General features: G+C 70.0%; 19 protein-coding genes. 12 read left to right on the top strand and 7 right to left on the bottom strand.

Going from position 1 to position 24,572, the window contains the following annotated elements:
- Positions 1-27 precede the first annotated feature (27 nt).
- On the top strand, positions 28-858 hold the full coding sequence (locus AC21LY_RS17705) for a glycosyltransferase (RefSeq protein ID WP_489047874.1): 831 nt from the start codon (positions 28-30) through the stop codon (positions 856-858).
- 51 nt (positions 859-909) lie between these two features.
- Here the strand turns inward: AC21LY_RS17705 and AC21LY_RS17700 are convergent, their stop codons facing one another.
- Positions 910-1,419 (bottom strand): Lrp/AsnC family transcriptional regulator, encoded by a 510-nt coding sequence (locus AC21LY_RS17700; protein ID WP_489047873.1) that lies wholly within the window; start codon positions 1,417-1,419, stop codon positions 910-912.
- A gap of 98 nt (positions 1,420-1,517) precedes the next feature.
- Here AC21LY_RS17700 and ald point away from each other — a divergent pair, with 98 nt between their 5' ends.
- The gene (ald, locus tag AC21LY_RS17695; protein ID WP_489047872.1) at positions 1,518-2,633 is read left to right on the top strand and encodes an alanine dehydrogenase; all 1,116 of its coding nucleotides are present in this window, start codon (positions 1,518-1,520) and stop codon (positions 2,631-2,633) included.
- Between the two features lie 3 nt (positions 2,634-2,636).
- Here the strand turns inward: ald and AC21LY_RS17690 are convergent, their stop codons facing one another.
- A complete protein-coding gene (locus AC21LY_RS17690) occupies positions 2,637-4,517 on the bottom strand; it encodes a putative nucleotidyltransferase substrate binding domain-containing protein (RefSeq protein ID WP_489047871.1) in 1,881 nt (626 codons plus the stop codon).
- A 140-nt stretch (positions 4,518-4,657) separates the two neighbouring features.
- Between AC21LY_RS17690 and AC21LY_RS17685 the strand changes: the two genes are divergently transcribed.
- Both AC21LY_RS17685 and AC21LY_RS17680 read left to right on the top strand, forming a co-directional pair.
- Positions 4,658-6,166: an amino acid permease gene (locus tag AC21LY_RS17685; protein WP_489047870.1), complete on the top strand. Its 1,509-nt coding sequence runs from the start codon at positions 4,658-4,660 to the stop codon at positions 6,164-6,166.
- An 89-nt stretch (positions 6,167-6,255) separates the two neighbouring features.
- Positions 6,256-7,257, top strand: a complete 1,002-nt coding sequence (locus tag AC21LY_RS17680) for a glycerophosphodiester phosphodiesterase (protein ID WP_489047869.1) — start codon at positions 6,256-6,258, stop codon at positions 7,255-7,257.
- Between the two features lie 11 nt (positions 7,258-7,268).
- On the opposite strand, the gene AC21LY_RS17675 is transcribed toward AC21LY_RS17680, so the two are convergent.
- Entirely contained in the window at positions 7,269-8,114 is an 846-nt protein-coding gene (locus tag AC21LY_RS17675; protein ID WP_489047868.1) for an alpha/beta fold hydrolase, read from the bottom strand.
- A 61-nt stretch (positions 8,115-8,175) separates the two neighbouring features.
- On the opposite strand from AC21LY_RS17675, the gene AC21LY_RS17670 reads away from it, so the two are divergent.
- Positions 8,176-8,772, top strand: a complete 597-nt coding sequence (locus AC21LY_RS17670) for a TetR/AcrR family transcriptional regulator (protein WP_489047867.1) — start codon at positions 8,176-8,178, stop codon at positions 8,770-8,772.
- Positions 8,773-8,778: 6 nt separating this feature from the next.
- Here AC21LY_RS17670 and AC21LY_RS17665 read toward each other — a convergent pair whose 3' ends face one another.
- The gene (locus AC21LY_RS17665) at positions 8,779-10,110 is read right to left on the bottom strand and encodes a M16 family metallopeptidase (RefSeq protein WP_489048039.1); all 1,332 of its coding nucleotides are present in this window, start codon (positions 10,108-10,110) and stop codon (positions 8,779-8,781) included.
- Positions 10,111-10,113: 3 nt separating this feature from the next.
- Positions 10,114-12,369, bottom strand: coding sequence for a polyribonucleotide nucleotidyltransferase (locus tag AC21LY_RS17660; RefSeq protein WP_489047866.1), 2,256 nt, complete (start codon positions 12,367-12,369; stop codon positions 10,114-10,116).
- A gap of 344 nt (positions 12,370-12,713) precedes the next feature.
- Here AC21LY_RS17660 and lysX point away from each other — a divergent pair, with 344 nt between their 5' ends.
- From lysX to AC21LY_RS17645, 3 genes are all read left to right on the top strand, one after another.
- Positions 12,714-16,067, top strand: coding sequence for a bifunctional lysylphosphatidylglycerol synthetase/lysine--tRNA ligase LysX (gene lysX / locus AC21LY_RS17655; RefSeq protein WP_489048038.1), 3,354 nt, complete (start codon positions 12,714-12,716; stop codon positions 16,065-16,067).
- A gap of 130 nt (positions 16,068-16,197) precedes the next feature.
- Positions 16,198-16,941: an SDR family oxidoreductase gene (locus AC21LY_RS17650; RefSeq protein ID WP_489047865.1), complete on the top strand. Its 744-nt coding sequence runs from the start codon at positions 16,198-16,200 to the stop codon at positions 16,939-16,941.
- Between the two features lie 26 nt (positions 16,942-16,967).
- The gene (locus AC21LY_RS17645; RefSeq protein WP_489047864.1) at positions 16,968-17,924 is read left to right on the top strand and encodes an AraC family transcriptional regulator; all 957 of its coding nucleotides are present in this window, start codon (positions 16,968-16,970) and stop codon (positions 17,922-17,924) included.
- A 309-nt stretch (positions 17,925-18,233) separates the two neighbouring features.
- On the opposite strand, the gene rpsO is transcribed toward AC21LY_RS17645, so the two are convergent.
- Both rpsO and AC21LY_RS17635 read right to left on the bottom strand, forming a co-directional pair.
- Positions 18,234-18,503 (bottom strand): 30S ribosomal protein S15, encoded by a 270-nt coding sequence (gene rpsO, locus AC21LY_RS17640; RefSeq protein ID WP_489047863.1) that lies wholly within the window; start codon positions 18,501-18,503, stop codon positions 18,234-18,236.
- 89 nt (positions 18,504-18,592) lie between these two features.
- Positions 18,593-19,555: a bifunctional riboflavin kinase/FAD synthetase gene (locus tag AC21LY_RS17635; RefSeq protein WP_489047862.1), complete on the bottom strand. Its 963-nt coding sequence runs from the start codon at positions 19,553-19,555 to the stop codon at positions 18,593-18,595.
- Between the two features lie 34 nt (positions 19,556-19,589).
- Between AC21LY_RS17635 and AC21LY_RS17630 the strand changes: the two genes are divergently transcribed.
- From AC21LY_RS17630 to AC21LY_RS17615, 4 genes are all read left to right on the top strand, one after another.
- Positions 19,590-20,288: a metal-dependent transcriptional regulator gene (locus AC21LY_RS17630; RefSeq protein WP_489047861.1), complete on the top strand. Its 699-nt coding sequence runs from the start codon at positions 19,590-19,592 to the stop codon at positions 20,286-20,288.
- Positions 20,289-20,679: 391 nt separating this feature from the next.
- Positions 20,680-21,717, top strand: coding sequence for an extracellular solute-binding protein (locus AC21LY_RS17625; RefSeq protein ID WP_489047860.1), 1,038 nt, complete (start codon positions 20,680-20,682; stop codon positions 21,715-21,717).
- A 58-nt stretch (positions 21,718-21,775) separates the two neighbouring features.
- Positions 21,776-22,834: an ABC transporter ATP-binding protein gene (locus AC21LY_RS17620; RefSeq protein WP_489047859.1), complete on the top strand. Its 1,059-nt coding sequence runs from the start codon at positions 21,776-21,778 to the stop codon at positions 22,832-22,834.
- Between the two features lie 20 nt (positions 22,835-22,854).
- Positions 22,855-24,543 (top strand): ABC transporter permease, encoded by a 1,689-nt coding sequence (locus AC21LY_RS17615; protein ID WP_489047858.1) that lies wholly within the window; start codon positions 22,855-22,857, stop codon positions 24,541-24,543.
- The last annotated feature ends 29 nt before the right edge of the window (positions 24,544-24,572 follow it).

Below are 24,572 nucleotides of genomic sequence, written 5' to 3'. Positions count from 1 at the left end.
CGGCCCGACGCGGTCGTGGTCGACTGCATGTTGGTGCCCGCGCATGCGGCGGTGGAGGAACTCGGCATCCCCCGGATCGTGCTCACCCACACGGTGAAGGCCTTCTTCGACGGTCCGTACCGGTTCACGTCCGCGCCGCTCGCCCGTCTCGCCGGATACGATGTCGCGGATCTGTGGAACAGCGCGCGGGCCAACCTCGTGGCCACCACGCCGTCGCTCGATCGGGCCGCCGGCCGGCCGCAGCCGGCGAACGTGTACTGGACCGGTGTCGTCGGCCCCGCCGGCGCTCCGGGCCCGGTCCCCGACGGTCCACCGCACGTCCTGGTGAGCCTGTCGACCAACGGATTCCCCGGACAGCGCCGCACCCTCCGCCGGATCATCGCCGCGCTCGGCGCACTACCCGTACGCGCGACGGTGACCACGGGCGAGGTCTTCGAGCCGGGTACGTTCACAGCGCCGGCGAACGTCGAGGTGGTGGGCTACGCCGATCACCTCACGTTCCTGCCCGGTTGCTCGCTCGTCATCGGCCACGGCGGCCACTCGACGACGGTCCGTGCGCTCGCGCACGACGTGCCCCTCGTCCTTCTCCCCTCCAATCCGATGACGGACCAGCCGATCCTCGCGCGGACGGTGGCCGCCTCCGGTGCGGGCCTGGCCCTCCGCCGGTCGGCGTCGACCCGCGCGATCCGCGATGCCGTCGAGTCCGTCCTCGGCGAGCCGCGCCATCGCGCTGCGGCCGCGGCGCTCGGCCGCGAGATCCGTGCTCGCAACGGCGCCGCCGAGGCAGTGGAACGGATCGCCGCTATTGCGACGACCAACGGTTCGGACCGCGGAGGAAGCACCCGCGCCGGCCGCTGAGACCGCGATCGTCGCCACGACCCCGTCGAACAGGTGCAGCGGGTTGCGGATCTACAGCGGCGCGGAGCCGCGGACGTGCTCGAAGACGAGCGAGGTGTTGGTTCCCGCGACCTCGTCGCGCGCGCTGAGGTACTCGACGAGACGGCGCAGGTCGTCGGTGTCGACCGCGGCGACGTGCAGGAGGTAGTCGTCGCCGCCGGCGAGGAAGTAGGCGTCGATCACCGGCGGCAGGTCGATCACCGATTCCACGAACTGCCGGATCCGGTGCCGCGCGGTGGAGCGCAGGGTCACCGCGATCATCGCGCGGAGCGGCCGGCCCACGGCGGCGGGATCGACATCGGCGAAGAAGCCGCGGATCACCCCCGCGTCGATCAGGCGGCGCACGCGGGTGTGCACGGTCGACGGTGCGAGCCCCACCTCCTCGGCCAGCGCCGCGTTGGAGACCCTCCCGTCGCGCTGCAGGGCGAGGAGGATGCGCCGGTCGGCGTCATCGAGCAGGGGGCGACGATCGTTCGACGACGGGGCGCGATATGCCGACTTGCCGAAAGATACTTCACTCATCGTTAGATTCTACAGAATCTTCTACCAATCCCTTGATCACTTCTCGACGCTTCTTCAGACTATGTGACACAAGCCACCCCGCCTGACAGGAGCACACGATGCGCGTCGGAATCCCCACCGAGATCAAGAACAACGAGTACCGCGTGGCCATCACGCCCGGTGGCGTCGCCGAGCTCGCGCGGCGCGGCCACGAGGTGCTGATCGAGGACGGGGCGGGCCTCGGCTCCGCGATCGGCAACGAGGACTTCGTCGCGGCGGGCGCGCGCATCGTTCCCACGGCGGACGACGTCTGGGGCGAGGCCGACCTGCTGCTCAAGGTCAAGGAGCCGATCGAGGCCGAGTACGGCCGCATGCGCGCCGATCAGACGATCTTCACCTACCTGCACCTGGCGGCGTCCCGTCCGTGCACCGACGCGCTGCTCGCATCGAGGACCACCTCCATCGCCTATGAGACCGTGCAGCTTGAGGACGGCTCGCTCCCCCTGCTTGCGCCGATGTCCGAGGTCGCCGGCCGCCTGGCCCCGCAGGTCGGCAGCTACCACCTCATGCGCTCCAAGGGCGGCCGCGGCGTGCTCATGGGCGGCGTCCCCGGCACCGCGCCCGCAAAGGTCACGGTGATCGGCGGCGGTGTCTCCGGCATCAACGCGGCGCAGATCGCCGCCGGTATGGGTGCCGACGTCACCGTCTTCGACCTCGACGTGCGCAAGATGCGCGCCGTGAACGCGCAGTTCGGCGGCCGGGTGCACACCAGCTACTCGACGTCGCTCGCACTCGAGGAGGCCGTGGTCGAGTCGGACCTGGTGATCGGCGCCGTGCTGATCCCCGGTGCTGCAGCCCCGAAGCTCGTCTCCACCGAGCTCGTGCACCGCATGCGGCCCGGCGCCGTGCTGGTGGACATCGCGATCGACCAGGGCGGCTGCTTCGCCGATTCCCGGCCCACCACGCACGACGACCCGACCTTCACCGTGGGCGAGACCGTCTTCTACTGCGTCGCGAACATGCCCGGCGCGGTGCCCCGCACGTCCACCTTCGCGCTGACCGGCGCGACGCTGCCCTACGTCCTGCGCATCGCCGACAAGGGCTGGCGGACGGCGTGCACCGAGGACCCCGCCCTCGCCGCCGGCCTGTCCACCCACGACGGCGTGCTGCTCAACGCGAGCGTCGGTGCGGCTCTCGACATCCCGTCGAAGGAGCCGCAGGGCGTGCTGGCCTGAGGCTCACCACTCGCCCGCGTCGAGGTACTGGGCGAGGTTGGCCATGCGCCGCTGCACCGCGGCCACCTCGCGCACGCACTGCTCGAGGAGGCCGCGGTCCAGGGAGGGCATCCGGCGGATCGACAGCACGTCGCCCGGGGTGCGCCCCGCGGCCATCTGCTCCACCTGATGCTCCATCCGGATCCGCTCGAGAATCGAGAAGGCCTCGAGCAGCACCTCGGCCGAATCGTCCGGCAGAACGGGCGAATCCGCGCCGGCCGCGAGCCGGTTGCGGGTCTGCAGCTTCGTGGAGCCTCGGCTCAGCGCCGCCCACCGGGCGATGTTGACCACCGGCACCAGGGCGTGCGCCTTGATGTCGAAGGTTCCACCCCGCAACGAGATCACATCGCGCACCGACCGCAGCCTCGCCTTGGCCGTGAGCGCCTCCCGCAACATCAGAATGAAGGCCCGCGGATGCTCCGAGAGATGCTGATAGACACCGGCCACCGGCTGCAGAGTCAGGTCGCCCCAGACGGGGCGGCCGTCCACGAGCAGCGACGCCATCATCATGGCGTTGTTCGACAGTGGGGCCTCGATCCACTCGCCGGCGGCGTACAGCCACTCGGCCTCGGTACGGCAGAACCGGGGCTGCGCGGCGACGGCACCGTTGGTGTCCGACGGGATGCCGCACTCCTCCAGGCGACCGTGTACCGCGGCCGCCAGCGCGAGCGCGGCGGACCGTCGGACCTCGATCTCCTCCGGCGTGGCGCCGGGCATGTCCCGCAGAATGATCGCGCTGTCCACATCGGAACTCGGGACGACCTCGCGGCGGGAGACGCTGCCGAGCGAGAGCCAGGTGAAGTCGCCCTCGCGCAGTTCCGGGTGCACGGGCAGTTCGAGCTCGATGCAGCGGCGGACCATCGCCTCGATCGCGACGGCGGCGACGCCGGAGATGTGCCGGACCGGCGCCTGCTGTCCCAGCAGCACCGGGAAGATCTCCCTGATCGTGGCGCCGATCTCCGGCAGCTCCGCCGCGGCCGCTCGTTCGATCCTGCGCTGCAGCGCGAAAGTGGACGTGGTGGGGACGGTGAGGAAGTCCACGTCCTGGACGACCCCCATGACGGCGGCGTGCTCGTCGAGCACGGCCATGTAGTGCAGCTTGCGGTCGAGCATCTCGATGAGCACATCGGACGAGAGGGCCGTCTCCGGGACCGCGGCGAGCGGCGCCGTCATCACCGTCGCGACGGGCTCGGTCACCGGCCGCCCCGCCGAGATCACCCGCGCGCGCAGGTCGTGATCGGTGACGATGCCCAGCGGCTCGCGCGAGGTGTTCTCGACCACGATGTAGCCGGACCTGGCCGCGGTCATCGTGGTCGCGGCCTCCTGAATGGTCACGGTGGGCGGGCACGTGACCGGTGCCCGCCGCACGATCTCCCCGGCCGTGCGCTCGCGGACCTCATCGGCCGCGAGCGGAGTGACCGGGCGCGCGAGCTCGGTCGCGAGGAAGGCGGCCCCGGCGGGTGTGGAGAACATGTCCGCCACCGCCCAGGCCGGCAGGCGGAGCAGGGTCACGTCGGAGAGCGCCACCGCCCGCGGGCCGCCCTTGGCGCCCACGAGGATGACCACGTAACCGAAGACGCCGCCCGGGCCGACCACCTCGTCGACGTCCCCCGGCTCGGTCGCGGCCCGCGCCGGAAAGTTCCACACGCCCACCCGGCCGGCGAGCACCACGTAGGCATGATCGGGCGAAGCGGACAAACCGTCCAGAATCGTTGCGCCCTCGGGGAACTCGCTGATCGACGATTCAGCCACGAGACGTGCACGAACGTCGTCGGGAAGGCCGTCGAAGGGCGCGTGACCGGACAGGAAGGCGAACAGCTCTCCCAGGTCCGAGAAGTCCGTCATGGCCCTATGTTTACACGTCCCCGTCGATCGACATCTCGAAGTCATCTCTCGGTAACGCATCCGCGGAACCGTTGCGAGGTCTACATTCATCCCGCGCACACTCCTACGCGCAACGAAACGTTGAGGAGAAAGACTCATCCATGACGCAACCCGTCGATAAGTTCGCGGCCGAGCAGGAGGGCTACAAGCAGACCCTCGGCCGCCGACATGTACAGATGATCGCCATCGGCGGTGCCATCGGCACCGGCCTGTTCCTGGGATCCGCCAGCCGCCTCAACAGCACGGGGCCGGCGCTTCTGTTCAGCTACGCCTTCGTCGGCGTGATCGCCTTCTTCCTGATGCGCGCCCTCGGCGAGCTGGTGCTCTACCGCCAGAGTTCAGGCGCCTTCGTCTCCTACGCCCGCGAGTTCTTCGGCGAGGCGGCCGCCTACGCCGCCGGATGGCTCTACTGGATCTTCTGGGCGCTCACCGGCGTCGCCGAGCTCTCCGCCGTGGCGGTGTACGTCCGGAAGTGGTGGGACCTGCCCAACTGGGTCTCGGTGATCATCGCGCTCGGCGTGGTCCTGGTGATCAACCTCCTCTCGGCCCGCGCCTTCGGCGAGTTCGAGTTCTGGGCGTCGGTGCTCAAGGTGGCCGCGATCGTCGTCTTCCTCGTCGTCGGCATCGTCATCGTGGTCGGCCAGATCACCGTCGGCACGGGCGATCTGGCCCACAAGGCCGGTATCTCCAACCTCTGGTCGAACCCGGGCGGGTTCTGGCCGCACAGCGAGACCTTCGGCTGGATAGCGCCGATCGTCGTGATGTCGGGCGTCGTCTTCGCCTACGCCGCCATCGAGATGGTCGGCATCGCCGCGGGCGAGATGCAGAACCCGCAGCGCGAGGTGCCCAAGGCCGTGAACTCGGTGATCCTCCGGATCGGCGTCTTCTACTGCGGCTCGATCTTCCTCCTCGTCTGCATCCTGCCCACCAGCCAGTACGGCACCCGCAACGCCGACGGCGATCTCGAATCGCCCTTCGTCACGGTCTTCGAGCGCATGGGCATCAGCTGGATGGCGACGCTGATCAACGGCGTCCTCATCGTCGCCGCCATGAGCTCGCTCAACGCCGGCCTGTACACCACGGGCCGCATGCTGCGCAGCCTCGCCGCCAGCCGCGAGGCACCGTCGATGTTCATGAAGATGAGCAAGTCGGGCGTCCCGGCGACCGGCATCATCGTCACGTCGATCTTCTACGTGCTCGGCGCCGTGCTCAACGCCGTCGTGCCCAGCAACGCCTTCGACATCGCCCTCGAGGCATCGGCGATCGCGGTCGTCGGCGTCTGGAGCATGATCTTCCTGTGCCACATCCGCTACCGGAGGCTCTCCGACGCGGGAATCGTCACCAAGAGCCCGTTCCGGGCCCCGCTCGCGCCGATGATGAGCTACGTCGGACTGGTCTTCCTGGCGCTCGTCCTCGTCGGCATGGCCTACTCGGGCTACAAGTCCGACGGCGGCTTCTGGGACAAGACGAACCTCATCGTCGTCGTCCTCGGCATCCCGGCCTTCATCGTCATCCTCGTGGTCGGCTGGATCGCGGTGAAGCCCAAGGTCATCGAGCACACGGGCGGCGACCTCGCCCCCACCTGGTCGCTGGACGACGCGAAGAAGTAACGCGCACACGCTCGCGAACACCCGCCGGTTCCGCCGGCGGGTGTTCCACGTTCACCGGCGATTCATCCGTCGCCGCTACGGTGCGGGCCATGTCCCTGCACTCTCGTCCCCTCGCCCGCCTCGCCGCACTGGCCGTGGCCCTCGTCGCGCTGGGCGGCGGCGCCCTGACGTCCCCGGTCCAGGCGGCACCGTCGGGAACCGTCGACCTGCAGTCGCACCGGGGCGGCAGGGGCGAGCACACGGAGGAGTCCCTGTACGGCTTCGCCCGCTCGATCGAGCTCGGGGTCACCACGCTCGAACTGGACATCGTGCTGACGAAGGACGACGTCCCGCTGATCTGGCACGACCCGACGGTGCAGGCCGACAAGTGCGCCGACACCGCGCCCGCGACTCCCGGGGACAGGCAGTTCCCCTACGTGGGCAAGACGATCCACGACCTCACGTACGCCCAGGTGCAGACGCTGGTGTGCGCGAAGAAGCTGGCGAAGTTCCCCGCGGCGAAGGTGGTCGAGGGCAACCGGATCGCTACGCTGCCGCAACTCTTCGACCTCGCTGCGCAGTACCGGGGCAATACCGTGCGGTTCAACATCGAGACCAAGATCGAGGCCGAGGACCGGTCGAAGTCTGCGGAGCCCGCCGCGTTCGTGACGCAGATCCTCGGCGCGGCGCGTCGCGCCGGCGTGCTGGACCGGATCGAGATCCAGAGCTTCGACTGGCGCTCGCTGCCGCTCGTGCGGGCCCAGGCGCCGACGGTGCCGCTGGTCGCGCTCTACGACGCGACCACCTGGAAGAGGGGCTCGGCCTGGCTCGGGCCGGTCACCTTCGAGCAGTTCGACGGTGACGTCGTCCGCGCCGCGAAGGCCGCGGGCTTCGACGTGCTCTCCCCCGACTACTCGCTCTCCGACCCGACGACGGTGCGCGCCGCGCACGCGGCGGGCCTGAAGGTGATCCCGTGGACCGTCAACGAGGACAAGGACATGCGCGCGCAGCTCGCCCTCGGCGTCGACGGCATCATCACCGACTACCCCACCCGCCTGCGCGGCGTGCTGGCGACCGAGGGCAGGCCGCTGCCACCGTCGTTCACGAAATGATCCGGCGCGGCTCAGTCCCGTGGGGCCGGCGCCGATTCCGCGAGGAACTCGGCGAGTTCGGCGGCGACGGCATCCGGACGGTCCAGCATGGACAGGACGTAACAGTCATCCAGTTCCACGAGGCGACCGCGAGGCAACAGCTCGGCGAGTCGACGCCCGTGCTCACGCGGCATCACCGACCCCTCAGTCGACCATAGGACCAGCGCGGGTCCCGTGAAGTCGCGCAACGCCTCGGTGCGCCGGGTGAGATCCGCTGGATCGTACGGCGCGCGGGCGTGTCCAAGCAGGTCCCGGCGGATCAGCGGGTCAGTGATCGCGGGCCCGGTCCACGCGCGCATCGTCGCGTCGGGGATGTGCCGCGCCATGTGTCCGAACAGCAGGGGCAGGCGCCGAACGGCCCCTATTCTCATCGCGCGCAGCCCGACGCCGAAGCCGGGGAGTCGCGCGGCCAGCGCAGCGACCTTGCCAGGGAGGCCGGGCGGAAAGTTGTCGAAGGCGGTGCTCGGAAGGATCACCAGACGCCCGATGCGCTCGTCGCGGCCGAGCGAGGTCAGGAGCAGGCCTCCGCCCCAATCGCTGTGCACGAGAGTGACATCACGCAGATCGAGGGCGTCGAGGACATCGGCGATGAGATGCGCGATCCCCTGGTTCGACAGATCGGCGCCCCGGTCGAGTGGGATCGGGTGCGCGCCGAGCGGCAGGTCGGGCAGGACGTATCGATACCCCGACGGCAGAAGCGGCAGGACGTCATCCCACACCGTGTGATCCATCAGCAGGCCGTGCAGCAGCACCACCGGCGGACCGTCGCCGATCTCCTCGTAGTGGACCCGGCCTGCGGGCACTCGAACCTCCGGCATCGTGGATCACCTCCCATTAGAGCATTCACTCTAGAACGCTTGCTCTAGAATGTAGGGCGTGATGATCGACCGGTCAATACCCACGCGCGAACGCCTCATCGTCGCCATGGGAGAACTGTTGCGGCGCCAGGGATACGGGGCCACCTCCGTCAAGCAGCTCACCGAGACCGCAGGCGCCACCATGGGCTCGCTGTACCACCATTTCCCCGGCGGGAAGCCCCAGGTGGCCGCAGCGGCACTGCGCTCCTCCGGTGAGGCGTACATCGCCCTGCTCCCCGCGCTCCTCGACGGTGCGCCGGACGTCGCGGACGCGATCCCGGGCGCTTTCGCGTTGGCGGCCGAGCACATCGCCGAGGCGGGATGGATCACGATGTGCCCCGTCGGCACGGTGGCCGGGGAGGTCGCAGATTCCGAGCCCGAGGTGGCGTCCGCGGCCGCGGAGGTCTTTACGGACTGGATCGCCCGCGGCACCGTGTATTTCGCCGCGCGTGGTCTCGCCGAGGACGCGGCACGGGAACTGACGCTGGCGGTGCTGAGCTCCCTCGAGGGCGCGTTCATCCTCGCCCGGTCGTTGCGCAGCCCGGACCCCCTGCTCGCGGCGGGAGCCGCACTGCGCGAGCACGTACGACGGAGCGTCGCCACCCCCCGTACCGACTAGCCGCGCTCAGCCCAGCCAGTTCCGGACCGGGGCGGGGACGCCGCGCTTGCCGCGGTGCGGACCGAGGACGGCGCCGCCGAAGGGCTGCGAGAGCAGGTCCCGCGCGACGCGGTTCACGTCGGCCGCCGAGACCTTGTCGATCGCGGCGAGGGTGCGGGTCACGGTGCGCTGGTTCTGGTAGTTGATCTCGCTGCGGCCGATCCGGTGCATGCGGGACTGCGCGTCCTCCAGGCCGAGCACGAGCCCACCACGGAGCGAACCCTTCGCGCGGGCCAGCTCCTCAGCGGTCAGGCCGTCGTCCCGGACGTCCTCGAGGACCTTGCGCGCCACCGTCGCCACCTCGCCCAGGCGCTCGGGCGAGCACCCGGCGTAGATCGAGAACAGCCCGGTGTCGGCGTAGGTGTCCACGGCGGAATAGACGGTGTAGGCCAGGCCGCGCTGTTCCCGGATCTCCTGGAACAGGCGGGAACTCAGGCCGCCGCCGACGGCGGTGTTGAGCACCGACAGCGCCCAGCGGTCCGGGTGGAACCGCCCGTAGGCACGGGTCCCCGCGACGAGGTGCGACTGCTCCCCGTCCCGGCTGACGACCTCCAACGACGGTGCGCCCGGCCGGCGGCGGATCCCCGTCCGCACCGGAGCCGATTCGGCGGCACCGTCGAGCCTGCCCTCGAAGGCCTTCCGCGCCAGCTTGACCACCTGCGCGTGCGTGACATTGCCGGCGACGGCGAGCACCATCCGCTCGGGCGTGTAGCGCCGGCGGTGGAAGCCGCGCAGGCGCGCGGCGGTCATCGCCGAGACCGACTCCTCGGTGCCGAGAACCGGGCGGGCCAGCGGGTGATCGCCCAGGAGCGCCGCGGTCGCGGCCTCGTTGACCAGATCCTCGGGATCGTCGTCGCGCATCGCGAGTTCCTCGAGCACGACCTCGCGTTCGACCTCGACGTCCGCCGGCCGGCACAGACCGCCCAGGACGACATCGGTCACGACGTCGACGGCGAGGTCCAGGTCGGTGTCGAGCACGTGCGCGTAGTAGCAGGTGTGCTCCTTGGACGTGAAGGCGTTGATCTCGCCGCCCACGGCGTCCACCTCGGCGGCCAGCGACGCCGCGTCCCGATGCGGGGTCGCCTTGAACAGCAGGTGCTCGAGGAAGTGCGCCGAGCCGGCGGAGGCCGGGTGCTCGTCGCGCGAGCCGACCGCGACCCACAGGCCGACGGCGGCGGACCGGGAACCGGGAACCGTCTCCGTGACCACCCGCAGGCCACCGGGGAGCACGCTACGACGAACGGGGGCACCCGATCCGGATACCCCCGTCCGCGCAGCCCGTGATGTCAGGCTGCTCAGTTCCTACTCCTCGCCCGCGGGAGCGGCGGCGGTGGCGACCGCCTCCTCGGCCTTCTCCTCCACGACGGGGATCAGGCTGATCTTGCCGCGCTCGTCGATATCGGCGATCTCGACCTGCAGCTTGCTACCGACGTTCACCACGTCCTCGACCTTGTTCACGCGCTTGCCGTTGCCCAGCTTGCTGATGTGGACCAGGCCGTCGCGGCCGGGGACCAGGGAGACGAAGGCGCCGAACGCCGTGGTCTTGACCACGGTGCCCAGGAAGCGCTCGCCCACCTTCGGCAGCTGCGGGTTGGCGATGGCGTTGATCCGGTCGATCGCCGCCTGCGCCGACGGGCCGTCGGCCGCACCGACGAAGACGGTGCCGTCGTCCTCGATCGAGATGTTGGCGCCGGTCTCCTCGGTGATCGAGTTGATCGTCTTGCCCTTGGGTCCGATGACCTCGCCGATCTTGTCCACGGGCACCTTGATCGTGGTGATCCGCGGAGCGTACGGGCTCATCTCGTCCGGGGTGTCGATCGCCTCGGCCATGACCTCGAGGATCGTGGTGCGGGCGTCCTTCGCCTGCCCCAGCGCGCCGGCCAGAACCTGCGACGGGATGCCGTCGAGCTTGGTGTCCAGCTGCAGGGCGGTGACGAAGTCGGCGGTACCGGCGACCTTGAAGTCCATGTCGCCGAAGGCGTCCTCGGCGCCGAGGATGTCGGTCAGGGCCACGTAGCGGGCCTGACCGTCGACCTCGTCGGAGACCAGGCCCATGGCGATGCCCGCCACGGGGGCCTTCAATGGCACGCCGGCGTTGAGCAGCGACAGCGTCGACGCGCAGACCGAGCCCATCGAGGTGGAGCCGTTCGAGCTCAGGGCCTCGGAGACCTGGCGGATGGCGTAGGGGAACTCCTCCACCGAGGGCAGGACCGGCACGAGGGCGCGCTCGGCGAGCGCGCCGTGGCCGATCTCGCGACGCTTCGGCGAGCCGACGCGGCCGGTCTCACCGGTCGAGTACGGCGGGAAGTTGTAGTGGTGCATGTAGCGCTTGCTGGTCTCGGGTCCCAGCGAGTCGATCTGCTGCGCCATCTTCACCATGTCCAGCGTGGTGACGCCCAGGATCTGGGTCTCGCCGCGCTCGAACAGCGCGCTGCCGTGGGCGCGCGGGATCACGCCGATCTCGGCGCTGAGCGAGCGGATGTCGGTGATGCCACGGCCGTCGATGCGGAAGTGGTCGGTGAGGATGCGCTGGCGCACGAGCTTCTTGGTCAGCGAGCGGAAGGCCGCGCCGATCTCGCCCTCGCGGCCCTCGAACTGCGGGCCAACGGCCTCGAGCACCTCGGCCTTGACCACGTCGGTGGCGTTGTCGCGCTCCTGCTTGCCGGCGATCGACAGCGCATCGTTCAGCTTCGCGGCGCCCGCGGCCTCGACGGCGGCGAAGACGTCGTCCTGGTAGGCCGGGAACAGCGGGAACTCGCCGGTCGGCTTCGCGGCACCGGCGGCCAGCTGCTTCTGCGCCTCGCAGAGCACGGCGATGAAGGGCTTGGCGGCCTCGAGGCCCTCGGCCACGACGGCCTCGGTCGGCGCGGTGGCGCCGCCCGCGATGAGCTCGATGACGTTCTCGGTGGCCTCGGCCTCGACCATCATGATCGCGACATCGGCGTCCTTGCCGGAGCCCGAGACGATGCGGCCGGCGACGACCATGTCGAAGACGGCGCGCTCGAGCTGCTCGACGGTCGGGAAGGCGACCCACTGGGAGTCGATGAGGGCGACGCGCACACCGCCGACGGGGCCGGAGAAGGGCAGGCCGGCGATCTGGGTCGACGCCGAGGCGGCGTTGATCGCGACCACGTCGTACAGATCCTTGGGATCGAGCGACATGACGGTCACGACGACCTGGATCTCGTTGCGCAGGCCGTCGACGAAGGACGGACGCAGCGGCCGGTCGATCAGGCGGCAGGTGAGGATCGCGTCGGTGGACGGACGGCCCTCACGACGGAAGAACGAGCCGGGGATGCGGCCCGCGGCGTACATGCGCTCCTCGACGTCGACGGTCAGCGGGAAGAAGTCGAAGTGCTCCTTCGGGTGCTTGCTGTGCGACGTGGCCGAGAGCAGCATCGTCTCGTCGTCGAGGTACGCGGCGACGGAGCCGGCGGCCTGCTGCGCGAACCGGCCGGTCTCGAACCGGATGGTGCGGGTGCCGAAGGAACCGTTGTCGATGACGGCGACGGCTTCGGTGATGTCGTCGTCGAAGTCGATCTGGGTGTTGTCTGACATGTTCTGGGGAAGAAACCTTTCCTCGCGCGGACCGTCCCCACCTGGCGGCGCGCATGGTGCGCACGGCCGGAGTCGTTCGACATGGCGGCGGGGCGCCGGGGGCGCGGTCATCGATCGAAGCCGCCGGACCCGCTCGCCCCTGGTGGGCGAGGTTTCCGGCAACCACTACCGAGGACCACCCCGCGGGGAGTGACACCAGGACGGCGCACCCGCAGAGGTCGTGGCCGGATCTACCGGCACCGACGTCGGACGGACCTGCGACAAGGTTATCATCGGGGGTCGTTTCCACGTGAGTCGCACACGCCGTGCCCCGTACACATCGAGGAGGATTCGCCGTGTCGCTGATGAGCCGTGGACGCGCTCAGGAGGTGACCGCGGCGTGGATCGCCCGGATGACGCTGGTCGCGGCGATCGTCTCCCTCCTGAGCGCCGTCATCCGTGGTGACCGCGTGCTCCCCTTCGCGGTCGATCTGCTGAGCATCGTCGGTATCCCCGCCCACCCGAGCCTGCTGCTGGTCGCGGCGCTGACCGTGCTCAGCGGAGCACTTCGGCGACGGCTGCGCGCCGCGCACACGGTGGCCGTGATCATGATGTCGCTCCAGGTGCTCGTGAACCTGGCGATGGTCGCGATCATCACGCTGGAGCCGCTCGATCCCGCCGAGACCCGCCATCTTCCGTCCTATCTCGAGACCTACGCCGCGGTGCGCTACTCGCTCCCCGGCGCGGCGTTCACAGCCGCCATCAGCGCGGCCTGCCTGGCTCTGGTGGTACTCGCCCGGCCACGCTTCCCCGCGCGGCTCGCCCGCGGGTCCCGGCGCGCCGCGGTCGGCGTGCTGGTGGGCGGCTTCATCGGCGTCTACCTGGTCGTGGTGGCGCTGGCCTCCACTTTCCCCGGCCGTGGCCCGAGCCGGTTGAACGGCACCGTCGAGATCCTGGTCTGGTCGTTCCGGTCGACCTTCGGCGTCGCGGTGCCCCGCCGGCTCGACCTGGCGCTCAACGGGCACAGCGGCCCCGTCTGGATCTACTCCCTGGCCGGCGTGCTCTCGGCCTCGGTCCTGATCCTCGCGCTCATGGCGTTCTGGCGCGCCGGGCGCGGCGACGAGCTGATGACCGAGCCGGAGGAGCTCGAGGTCCGGCGGCTGCTCCTCGAATACGGCGAGGACGACTCGCTGGGCTATTTCGCGACCCGCCGGGACAAGGCCGTGATCTCGTCCCCGGACCGGAGGGCGGTCGTGACCTGTCGCGCCGTCGGGCCGGTGTCGATGGCGAGCGCCGACCCGATCGGCCACCGCGACTCCTGGCCGGCGGCGGTCGCCGCGTGGATCGAGGACTGCCGTTCGCACAGCCTCTACCCCGCCGTCCTCGCGGCGAGCGCCGACGGCGCGAACGTCTACAAGGACGCGGGCCTGCGCACGCTCACGATCGGCGACGAGGCGATCATCCACGTCGACGGTTTCACCCTCAAGGGCCGGGACATGCGCGCCGTGCGGCAGGCCGTGACGCGGGTGAGCGCCGCCGGGTACAGCCTGCGGGTGCGGCGCCACTCGGAACTCTCGGCCGCCGAACTGGCGGAGGTCGCGGAACTGGCGGAGAAGTGGCGCGGGGAGGAGACCGAGCGCGGATTCTCCATGGCCCTCAACCGGATCGGCGATCCCGTGGACGGCCGCTGCGTGCTGGTCTCCGCCCACGACGCGGAGGGCACCGTCCGCGGCCTCCTGAGCTTCGTCCCGTGGGGCACGCGTGGACTCTCGCTCGACCTGATGCGGCGCGACCGGGACGCGGAGAACGGCCTCAACGAGTACATGGTCGCCACGCTGATCGAACGGTGCGGCGAGCTCGGGATCCGCCGGATCTCCCTGAACTTCGCGGTCTTCCGCTCCGTCTTCTCCGAGGCCGACCGGGTGGGCGCCGGGCCCGTCACCCGCATGGTGGACTCGGTCCTCAGTCTCGCGTCGAGGTTCTACCAGCTGGAATCGCTGTACCGATCCAACGACAAGTACCGCCCCGAGTGGGTGCCCCGCATCCTCTGCTACGACCCCTCGCTCACCGCGGTCCGCGCCGGCATCGCCGTGGGCACCGCGGAGGGCTTCCTGCCGCAGATCGGCCCGAAGTTCCTGGCGGGGCCGTCGATCCCCGATGAGTTCCCCAGGGAACCGGAGTTCGTGGACCGCCTGCTCGCGGAGGAGGAGCGCCTCCTGCGCCGGGAGGCTCCGCCGGTGCGACTGTCCGAACAGCAACGGGTCCGGCGGCGCAAGCTGCAGGCCCTCGAAGCGGCCGGGATGCCCGGCTACCCCCCGTCCGTCCCGCGCACGACCTCGCTCGCGGCGGTCCGGAAGCAGTTCGAGGACTCCGGCGACGCCCCCGGCACCGTCGTCTCCGTCACCGGCCGGGTGCGGGCGGTGCGCGACTACGGCGGCGTGACCTTCGTGGACCTGCACGAGGACGGCACGCACCTGCAGGTGATCGCCGAGCGCTCCCGCACCCCCGAGGAGGCGCGGGCACTGTGGCGCACATCCATCGACATGGGCGATCTCGTCTCCGTGACGGGCGAGCCGATCCGCTCCCGCACGGGCGAGCCGTCGATCCTGCTGACGTCGTGGGCGATGGCGGGCAAGTGCCTCTCCCCCGTCCCGAAGGTGCGGGTGCGGCTGGGCGAGGAGACCCGCGCGCGCAACCGCCCGCTGGAGCTGATCACCGACGACGGTGCCGTCGACCTGCTGTACCGGCGCTCGCGGGCGGTCGCGGCGATGCGGTCGGTCTTCGTCGAGCGCGGGTACACCGAGGTCGAGACGCCGATGCTGCAGTCCGTGCACGGCGGCGCCGCGGCCCGGCCGTTCACGACGCACATCAACGCCTACGACATGGGCCTGTACCTGCGGATCGCGCCGGAGCTGTACCTCAAGCGGCTGGCGGTCGGCGGCATGGGCCGGATCTTCGAGCTGAACCGCAACTTCCGCAACGAGGGCGCCGACGCCACCCACAACCCCGAATTCACCTCGCTCGAGGCCTACGAGGCGTACGGCGACTACACGACGATGCGGACGCTCACCCGCGAGGTGATCCTCGCCGTGGCCGTCGCCGTCAACGGCCGGCCGGTGGCCGTGCGGCCCGACGGGGCCGGCGGCACCCGAGAGGTCGACCTCACCGCCGAGTGGCCGGTCGTCACCGTGCACGCAGCGGTTTCGCGCGCGACGGGCGTGGAACTGACCTCCGCGTCGACCTTCGACGTGGTGGCCGCCGTGTGCGCACGTCACCACGTCGCGATACCGCGCGGAGCGAGCGCGGGCAAGCTCGTGATGGAACTGTACGAGGCGCTGGTCGAGAAGCAGACCGAGTTCCCCACGTTCTACTGCGACTTCCCGATCGAGGTCTCACCGCTGGCGCGCAAGCACCGCGACGATCCCCGGCTCACCGAGCAGTGGGACCTGGTGGGCTTCGGCGCCGAACTCGGCACGGCGTACACCGAGCTCACGGATCCGATCGATCAACGCGAGCGGCTCACGACGCAGTCCATGGCCGCCGCGGCGGGCGATCCGGAGGCGATGGAGCTCGACGAGTCCTTCCTCGACGCGCTCTCGTACGCGATGCCGCCGACCGGCGGCCTCGGCATCGGCGTGGACCGCGTCGTCATGCTGCTGGCCGGCGTGAACATCCGTGCCACCCTGGCCTTCCCGTTCGTCAAGCCCCAGGACCGCTGACCTCGACCCGGGCGTCGGCCCCGGGCGTCGGCCCCGGGCGTCGGCCCTGGGGCGCGGTCAAGACGATCTCGAAGCGATCTCGGACGCCGCGGCGTTGTCGGCGCCCGGAACGCGCAATAGCGTTCCGGGAATGACGAAAGTACTGATCACGGGCTGTTCCTCCGGTTACGGTCTGGCGACCGCGCGGAGGTTCCTCGACGCGGGCTGGGAGGTCGTCGCGACGATGCGAAGGCCGCAGTCCGATGTCTTGCCGCCCTCGGATCGGCTGACCGTTCTCCCGCTGGACGTGACCGACGCGGACAGCATCGCGGCTGCGGTCGACGCGAGCGGAAGGATCGACGTCCTCGTCAACAACGCGGGGATCGGGTCCATCGGAGCGTTCGAAGCGACCCCCATGGAGCTCACGCGAGAATTGTTCGACACCAATACTTTCGGCGTCATGGCGATGACCCGGGCCGTCGTGCCGCAGATGCGCTCGCGCGGCGGCGGGGTGATCGTCAACGTCACCTCCAGCGTCACCCTGGCGGACATGCCGCTGGCCGCCGTGTACACCGCGAGCAAGGCCGCGATCGAGGGCTTCTCCGGGTCACTCGCCCTGGAGCTGGGCTTCTTCGGCGTGCGGGTCAAGCTCGTCGAGCCCGGATACGGTCCGTCGACGGCCTTCACCCGGAACGGTGCCGCCCGGATGGCGGGGCTGATCCCCGAGGACTACCTGCCGTTCGCGTCGCCGATTCTGGATGCCTTCGCCCAGCCCGGTGCTGTCACCACGCCCGACGACGTCGCCGATGTCGTGTACCGCGCCGCGACGGACACCTCGGAGCGGCTCAGGTATCCGGCCGGCCCTGACGCTGTCGCGCTGGCGGACACGGACTGAGCGACCTGCGCGCTACCGTCAGCGGCATGGGTGACGTGGAACCGCTGGAGGAACTGATGTCGCTCCTTCGTCCCGAGGCCGTGCTCGCCAAGATCATCACCGGGGCCGGGCCGTGGAGCATTCGCAAGCCGCGTTACGGCGACCCCGCCTTCTGCCTGCTGTTGGAGGGCTCGTGCGTGCTGGAGGTCGACGGGCTCGACCCCGTCGAGGTCCGCCGCGGCGACTTCCTGCTACTACCGCAGACACCGGAGTTCACCATGCGCAGCGCTCCCGACCTGGCCCCGATCTTCACGCCCCTCCAGCACTCCCGTGCGACCCACCACGGTTGTCCGACGGATCCGGTCACCATGCGCATGCTCGGCGGCTACTTCCGCTTCGACCCGGCCAGCGCCGCTCTGCTGGTCGCGCTCCTTCCGTCGATGGTCCTGGTCCGGAGCGCGCAGCCCGGAGCCCCCCGACTACGGCGGATCGTCGAACTGATTGCGGAGCAGGTGGAGGTCGACGGGCCGGGCCGCGACATGATCCTCCGGCATCTCGTCGAGGTGCTGATGATCGAGGCGATGCGGGTCCCCGCCACGTCCGATTGGGGCCTGCGGGACCGCGGATTGATCGCCGGGCTGGCGGACCCGGTGGTCGCCCCCGCGCTGCGGGCGATGCATCGTGACATCGCGGAGAGCTGGTCCGTTGGGCGGCTCGCCGACACGGCGTCGGTCTCGCGCGCGGTGTTCGCCGAGAGATTCCGTCGGACCGTGGGGATACCGCCCATGCGGTACCTCCTGGAGTGGCGGGTCGCCGTGGCCAAGGAGTCGCTGCGGACCGAACGACCGGGGGTCGCTCAGCTGGCCCACCGCCTCGGGTACCGGTCCGCGACGGCGTTCACCACCGCGTTCACCCGAGTCGTAGGGTGCTCGCCGGCCGAATACGCTGTGGATCCCGCGGATTCTCGCCGTGAGCGGGTTGCCGTGGGTGTCGTCACCGGGTGAGGTCACCGAGGCCACGGTGGCGGCGGTCTCGGCATCCCGCGCGCCCCATGGCGTCTTCGCCACCACCGCGAGCGGCACCGCCTGCCCTTCGACCGGGCGGTCGTGCTGACCTACGCATAGCGGTATCCGGGGCGCTGCTCAGGATGTCGGGTTCTGCGCGGTCAGAGGTGCGCGACGACACTCGTACCTGCTCCAGACCCGACATCCTGAGCTGAGCGGCGACGACCGCGTGGCCGGCGCACCGTCGAACCCGGAAACGGCGAACCGCCCGCCCCTGGCGACCAGGGACGGGCGGTTCGGTGAGAGCTCTTAGCGACGCAGGCCGAGGCGCTCGATGAGCGAACGGTAGCGGTTGATGTCGACCGAGGCGACGTACTTCAGCAGGCGGCGACGACGGCCGACCAGCAGCAGCAGACCGCGACGGCTGTGGTGATCGTGCTTGTGCTTCTTGAGGTGCTCGGTGAGGTCGACGATGCGCTTGGTCAGCATGGCGACCTGCGCCTCGGGGGAACCGGTGTCGGTCTCGTGCAGGCCGTACTCGGCCAGGATCGACTTCTTCTGCTCAGTGGTGAGCGACATGGATTGCTCCTTGTTTCAGTATCGCGTCGTCAGAATTCCGTACCGCCGCCGCGAACTGCAGCAGGCACGAGTGGCCACATTACCAGGGATCAGGGGATTCCCAGAATCGCGCGGGTCTTGTCCACGTCGCCGCCCATCGCGGTGAGCAGCGCCTCCACCGACTCGAACCGCTCCATGCCGCGCACGCGGTCCACGAAGTCCACGGCCACGTGCTGGCCGTACAGATCGGCGGAGGTGTCCAGAACGAAGGCCTCGACGGTGCGGGTGCGCCCCGAGAAGGTCGGGTTGCTGCCGACGGACACGGCCGCGGGATAGCGCTCCCCCGGCGTGACCTGCCCGACCACGGGACCGGCCCCGAGCACCGTGAACCACGCGGCGTAGACGCCGTCGGCGGGGATCGCCGCGAACATGGGCGGCGCCACGTTCGCGGTGGGGAATCCGAGTTCGCGCCCGCGGCCGTCGCCGCGCACGACGACGCCCTCGACGCGGTGCGGGCGGCCCAGGGCCTCGGCGGCGGCCTTCACATCGCCCGCGTCCACACAGGACCGGATGTAGGTCGAGGAGTAGGTGACCGTGTGCTCGGTGAGCAGCGGCACCGAGTCGACGGAGAAACCGAACTTGTGGCCGAGCTGCTCGAGCATCTCGACATTGCCGAGCGCACGGTAGCCGAACGTGAAGTTGTCGCCGACGACGACCGCGGCGGCGTGCAGCCGCTCGACCAGCGCCGAGTGCACGAAGTCCTCGGCGGGTTGCGCCATCACGTTCGCGGTGAAGGGCATGACGCAGAAGACGTCGATGCCGAGTTCCTCCGCGAGCTCGGCCCGCCGCGTCAGCGTCGTCAGCTGCGGCGGATGCGACCCGGGGCGCACCACCTCGGCGGGATGCGGATCGAACGTCATCAGGACGGCCGGGAGCCCACGCCGGTGGGCCTCCGCGGTCGCACGTGCGATCAATTGGGCGTGACCACGGTGTACACCGTCGAACACGCCGATCGTCACCACACAGCGTCCCCAGTCCGCGGGAACGTCATCGAGCCCTCGCCAGCGAAGCACGCACTCACCCTATCGGACGGCCTATGGTGGGTGCGTGACTAAGCCTCCCCTGCCCGATTCGCCGCGCCCCGTCGGCGAGCTGTCCGCGGTCACGCAGGACTACCTCAAGCAGATCTGGACCGCCCAGGAATGGTCGGATGTGAAGGTCACCACGAAGTCGCTCGCGGACGCGCTCGGCGTCTCGGCGTCCACCGCCTCCGAGGCCATCCGCAAGCTCGCCGACCAGGGGCTGGTCGACCACGAGAAGTACGGGGCGGTGACTCTCACGGACGACGGCCGCACCGCCGCGACGGCGATGGTCCGCCGGCACCGGCTCCTGGAGACCTTCCTCGTCTCCGAGCTGGGCTACGGCTGGGACGAGGTGCACGACGAGGCGGAGGTACTCGAGCACGCCGTCTCCGAGCGTTTCCTCGCGCGTCTCGACGAGCGGCTCGGCTACCCGGATCGCGACCCGCACGGCGATCCCATCCCCCAGCCCGACGGCACCGTCCCCACGCCCGAGGCCTGCCTGCTGTCCGAACTCGAGGCCGGGCAGTCCGGCACCGTCGCCCGGATCTCCGATTCGGACTCCGAGATGCTGCGCTACTTCCAGGAGGTCGGCATCGCCCCCGACGCACGGATCGCCGTGGTGGAGTTGCGCAAGTTCCTCGGGACCATCGCCGTCACCGTCGACGACGGTGCCCCCCTCGACCTGGGAGACGTCGCAGCGCAGGCCATTTGGGTCAGGAGCTGACGGCCGGGCCCCGACTCAAAAGGGTGGGGGTTTGAGCGGAGCACTCTCGTCGTAGGCCTGGCCGGCGGCTTCGGCTGCGGCGCGTTCCTCCGCCCGCTGTCGTGCGTGGGCTTCGGCGGCTTTCCGTTCGTGGCGCTGCCGGCGCAGCAACCTCCTCAGTCTTGGGCGCACCCCACAGGCATGCCGCCGTTGAGCTCGATCCAGTACCAATCGCCGCCGGCGCATGCATGAAATGCATGACAATCACTCCGCCGCAACAGCTTTCGACACGTCATGAGTCGACCACCCTGCGAATCCCGCCGAAAACATTGACCTCCGACCTGATCGTCACGTAATCTCCGTCACAGTGATAGATCGATCTACCACGTGAAGTCCGAGGAGTCCCCCGCCCATGAGATCCACCCCTCGCCGCGCGTACCTCGCAGTGATTGCGGTACTCGCCACCCTCTTGACGTCCTGCGGTTTGACGTCGGGCCCCACCGCGACGGCGCTCACCATCTACACGCCGCGCACCAAAGACATCCAGAAGAACGTCCTCGCCGCGTTCGAGAAGGCGAAGCCCGAGTACAAGGGCCGGGTCCGGATTCTGAGCCTCGGCGCGGCGGAGGCCCTGCAGCGCGTCCGCGCCGAAGCCAGGCGCCCCCAGGCCGACATCTGGTGGGGCGGCACGAGCCAGCAGTTCGAGCAGGCCACGAAGAACGGCCTCCTGGCTCCCGCCGCGCGCACCGTCGTCGACGCCGTCCCCGCGCAGTACCGCGGCACCGGCGACGCGTGGCTCGCCGAAATGCGCATGGCCGAGGTGCTCTTCTACAACCACGCGATGATCACGCCCGAACAGGCCCCCAAGGACTGGCCCGACGTGATCGCGCCGCAGTGGCGGGACAAGATCCTCATCCGCGACGTCGCGCCGTCGGGCACGATGCGCAGCATCTACTCGGCGATGATCTGGCAGACCTACGCGACCACGCACAGCCCCGACCAGGGCTACGACTACCTGCGCGCGCTCGACCGCAACACCAAGGACTACGTCGCGAGCCCCAGCGACCTCTACCTACGCGTCCGGCGCCAGGAGGCACCGCTGAGTCTGTGGAACCTGCAGGACGTCCTCATCCAGCGCGCGAAGGGAGCCCCGTTCACGCCGGTCATGCCGGCCTCCGGCGCGCCCATCCTGCTCGACGGTGTCGCCAAGCTCAAGGACGCGCCCCACGGCGGGGCCGCCGACGACTTCCTCCAGTTCCTGCTCAGTCCGGGGCAGCAGCAGGCCCTGGCCGACAAGTTCTTCCAACTCCCGACGGTGCCCCTGCCGAAGGAACCGGCCTGGCTCGCCGAGATCGGGTTGCGCGAGCTGCCCGTCGACTGGCCCGCGGTGAACCAGCACGAGAAGACCTGGCTCAACTACTGGGCCCAGAACATCAAGGGTCGCGGCTGACCTCCCCGGCACCCGCCTTCGACCGCCCCGCTTCCACCTCACCACCCCGGAGTAACCAGTGATCCCCATCGTTCTCGACAAGCTCACGAAGGTCTACGGACCCACGACCAACATCACCATGGACACCACCATCGCCGCGGGCGAGCTGTTCACGCTGCTCGGCCCGTCGGGCTGCGGCAAGTCCACTCTCCTGCGGATGATCGCCGGCTTCGTCAAGCCGACCGACGGCCGCATCCTCTTCGGCGACCGCGACGTCACGTACGCGGCGCCGAACGTCCGCGACACCGGCATGGTGTTCCAGAACTACGCGCTGTTCCCGCACATGACCGTCGCCGAGAACACCGCGTACGGGCTCAAGGCACGCAAGGTGCCGAAGCAGGACCGGGAGCCGCGGATCGCCAAGGCCCTCGAGCAGGTCGGCCTGACGGGCTACGGGGATCGCCGCATCGACCAGATGTCGGGCGGCCAGCAGCAGCGCGTGGCGCTCGCCCGCGCCATCGTCATCGAGCCCTCGGTGCTCCTGCTCGACGAGCCCCTGTCCAACCTCGACGCCAAGCTGCGCGAGGAGACCCGTGCCGAGATCCGCCGCGTGCAGACCGACGCCCGGATCACCGCCGTGTACGTGACCCACGACCAGGCCGAAGCCATGGCGATGAGCGACCGGATCGCGGTGCTCGACGCCGGGCGCGTCCACCAGATCGGCTCACCGCACGAGGTGTACCACCGGCCCGCGACGGAGTTCGTCGCGCGCTTCATCGGACGCAGCAACGTCGTCACGGCGACGGTGACCGAGGTGGGCACCGACACCGTCGGGCTGCGGTTCCCGCACGGCACCACGACGACGGCACCGCGCCCCTCCTTCGATCTGAAGGCCGGGGACGAGACCTCGGTCTCGCTGCGGCCCGAGACCCTCGGCTTCGTGGAGGAAGACCGCGGGCTGTACTCCGGCGCGGTCACCGAGGTCGAATTCACCGGCGCCAGCTGCCGGTTCGTGGTGCGGACACCGGACGCGAGCAGCATCGAGATCACCGCCGCCTACCACCCCGGCAATCCCACGGTCGGCGACACCGTCTCCCTCGGGCTCACCTCCGGCACGGCGTGGGCGGTGCAGAAATGAGCAGGAGCATGATGTCGCGCATGCCGGGCAGTTCCAGCGACCGGTTCGTCTACGTCCTGGCCGCCCCGGTCATCGCGATCCTCGCCTTCTTCGTCGTCATGCCCATGACCTACACCGCCGTGACCAGTGCTCACGGGGACGGCGCCGCCAAGAACTACGGCACCTTCCTCGGCGGCGCGTCCGGTAGCGCGCTGTTCCTGTCCGTGATCATCTCCGTCGGCTCGGTGCTCGGCGCCGGCCTGATCGGGACCGGTCTCGCGGTGCTGCTCAACCGGTTCGACTTCCCCGGGCGCCGCGTCCTCGAGACGGTGGCCATCCTCCCGATGGCCCTGCCACCGCTGATCGGCGCGGTCTCCTTCGTCCTCCTCTACAGCCATACCGGCATCGTCCCCCGGGCCCTCGCCGCCTGGTTCGGCGCCGATCCGTCGACGGTGTCCGTCACCGGCATCTCGGGCGTCCTCCTGGTGCACGTGCTCACCATGTACCCCTTCTTCTACCTGCCGGTCTCGGCGGGCCTCGCGGGGATGGACTCGTCCTTGGAGTCGGCCGCGCAGAACCTCGGCGCGACCCGGGGCCGGGTGTGGCGCACCGTCATCCTCCCGATGCTCACGCCCGCCCTGGTGTCCGGCGCGCTGCTCACCTTCATGATCTCCATGGCCTCTTTCACCGCACCCCAGCTCTACAACGTGCAGACCCTGACCATGCAGATCGTGACCACCAAGACGGTGGGCAACCAGGAGCTCGCCGCCGCTCAGGCCACCGTGCTGGCCGTGGTGTCGATCCTGTTCCTCATCGGCATGAAGTGGTACCAGGGCCGCCGGGTGCACCGCAGCCTGTCCAAGGGCGTGCAGCGCGATCGCGCCCGCAGCCAGGGACCCGTCCGCTGGCTCGCGGGCGCGGGCTCGGCGCTCCTGACGGTCTTCCTGATGGCGCCCGTCGCGGTGATCGTCCTGGTCTCGTTCTCCGCGGACAACAGCTGGACGAACCAGATCGTTCCGCCGTCGTACACGCTGAGCAACTACGGCACCCTGTTCACCGACCCCGGCAGCCTGCTGCCGATCTCGGTCAGCGTGCAGATGAGCGTCGTCGCCACCGCGGCCGCGGTGCTCGTGGGTGTCGCGGGCTCGTACGTGGTGGCGCGCTGGCGCGGGCCCGGCAAGAGCGCCGTGGACCTGATGGTGATGCTCCCGTGGGCCGTACCGGGCACCGTCATCGGCGTGAACCTGGTCAACGCCTTCAACGAGCCCCAGCCGTCCAACCTCGGCCTGACCCTCGTCGGTGTGCTGTGGATCCTGCCCGTCGCGTACTTCGTGCGCTTCGTCCCGCTGGTCTTCCGCTCGACGAACGCCGCGCTCGAGACCGTGGACCCGTCCCTCGAGGAGGCGGCCCGGAACCTGGGCGCGGGCCCGCTGCGGGTGCTCCGCACGGTGACGGTGCCGTTGATCGCCAAGGGCATCATCGCCGGGGCGCTGCTCGCCTTCGTCGACGGCGTCGGCGAGTACGTGGCGTCGGTCGTGATCTACCCGGCCGCGTACCCGCCGCTGTCGGTGGAGATCTTCAACCGCATCTACTCGTCGGAGTTCGGCACCGCCGCCGCCTACGGCAGCCTGCAGATCGCGCTGATCCTCGTCGTCCTCGTGGTGAACAACCTCCTCGCCCGGGACCGGACGTCCTCGCGCGAGAACGTCGCCGTCGCCACGGCCACGTAGGCGGCGCGAACCGACCCGCCCGCAGTCCC

The organism is Tsukamurella sp. II2bb (assembly GCF_057815145.1).
Note: the sequence above shows the minus strand (reverse complement) of the source record. Positions and strands in the feature narration are given on the sequence as shown.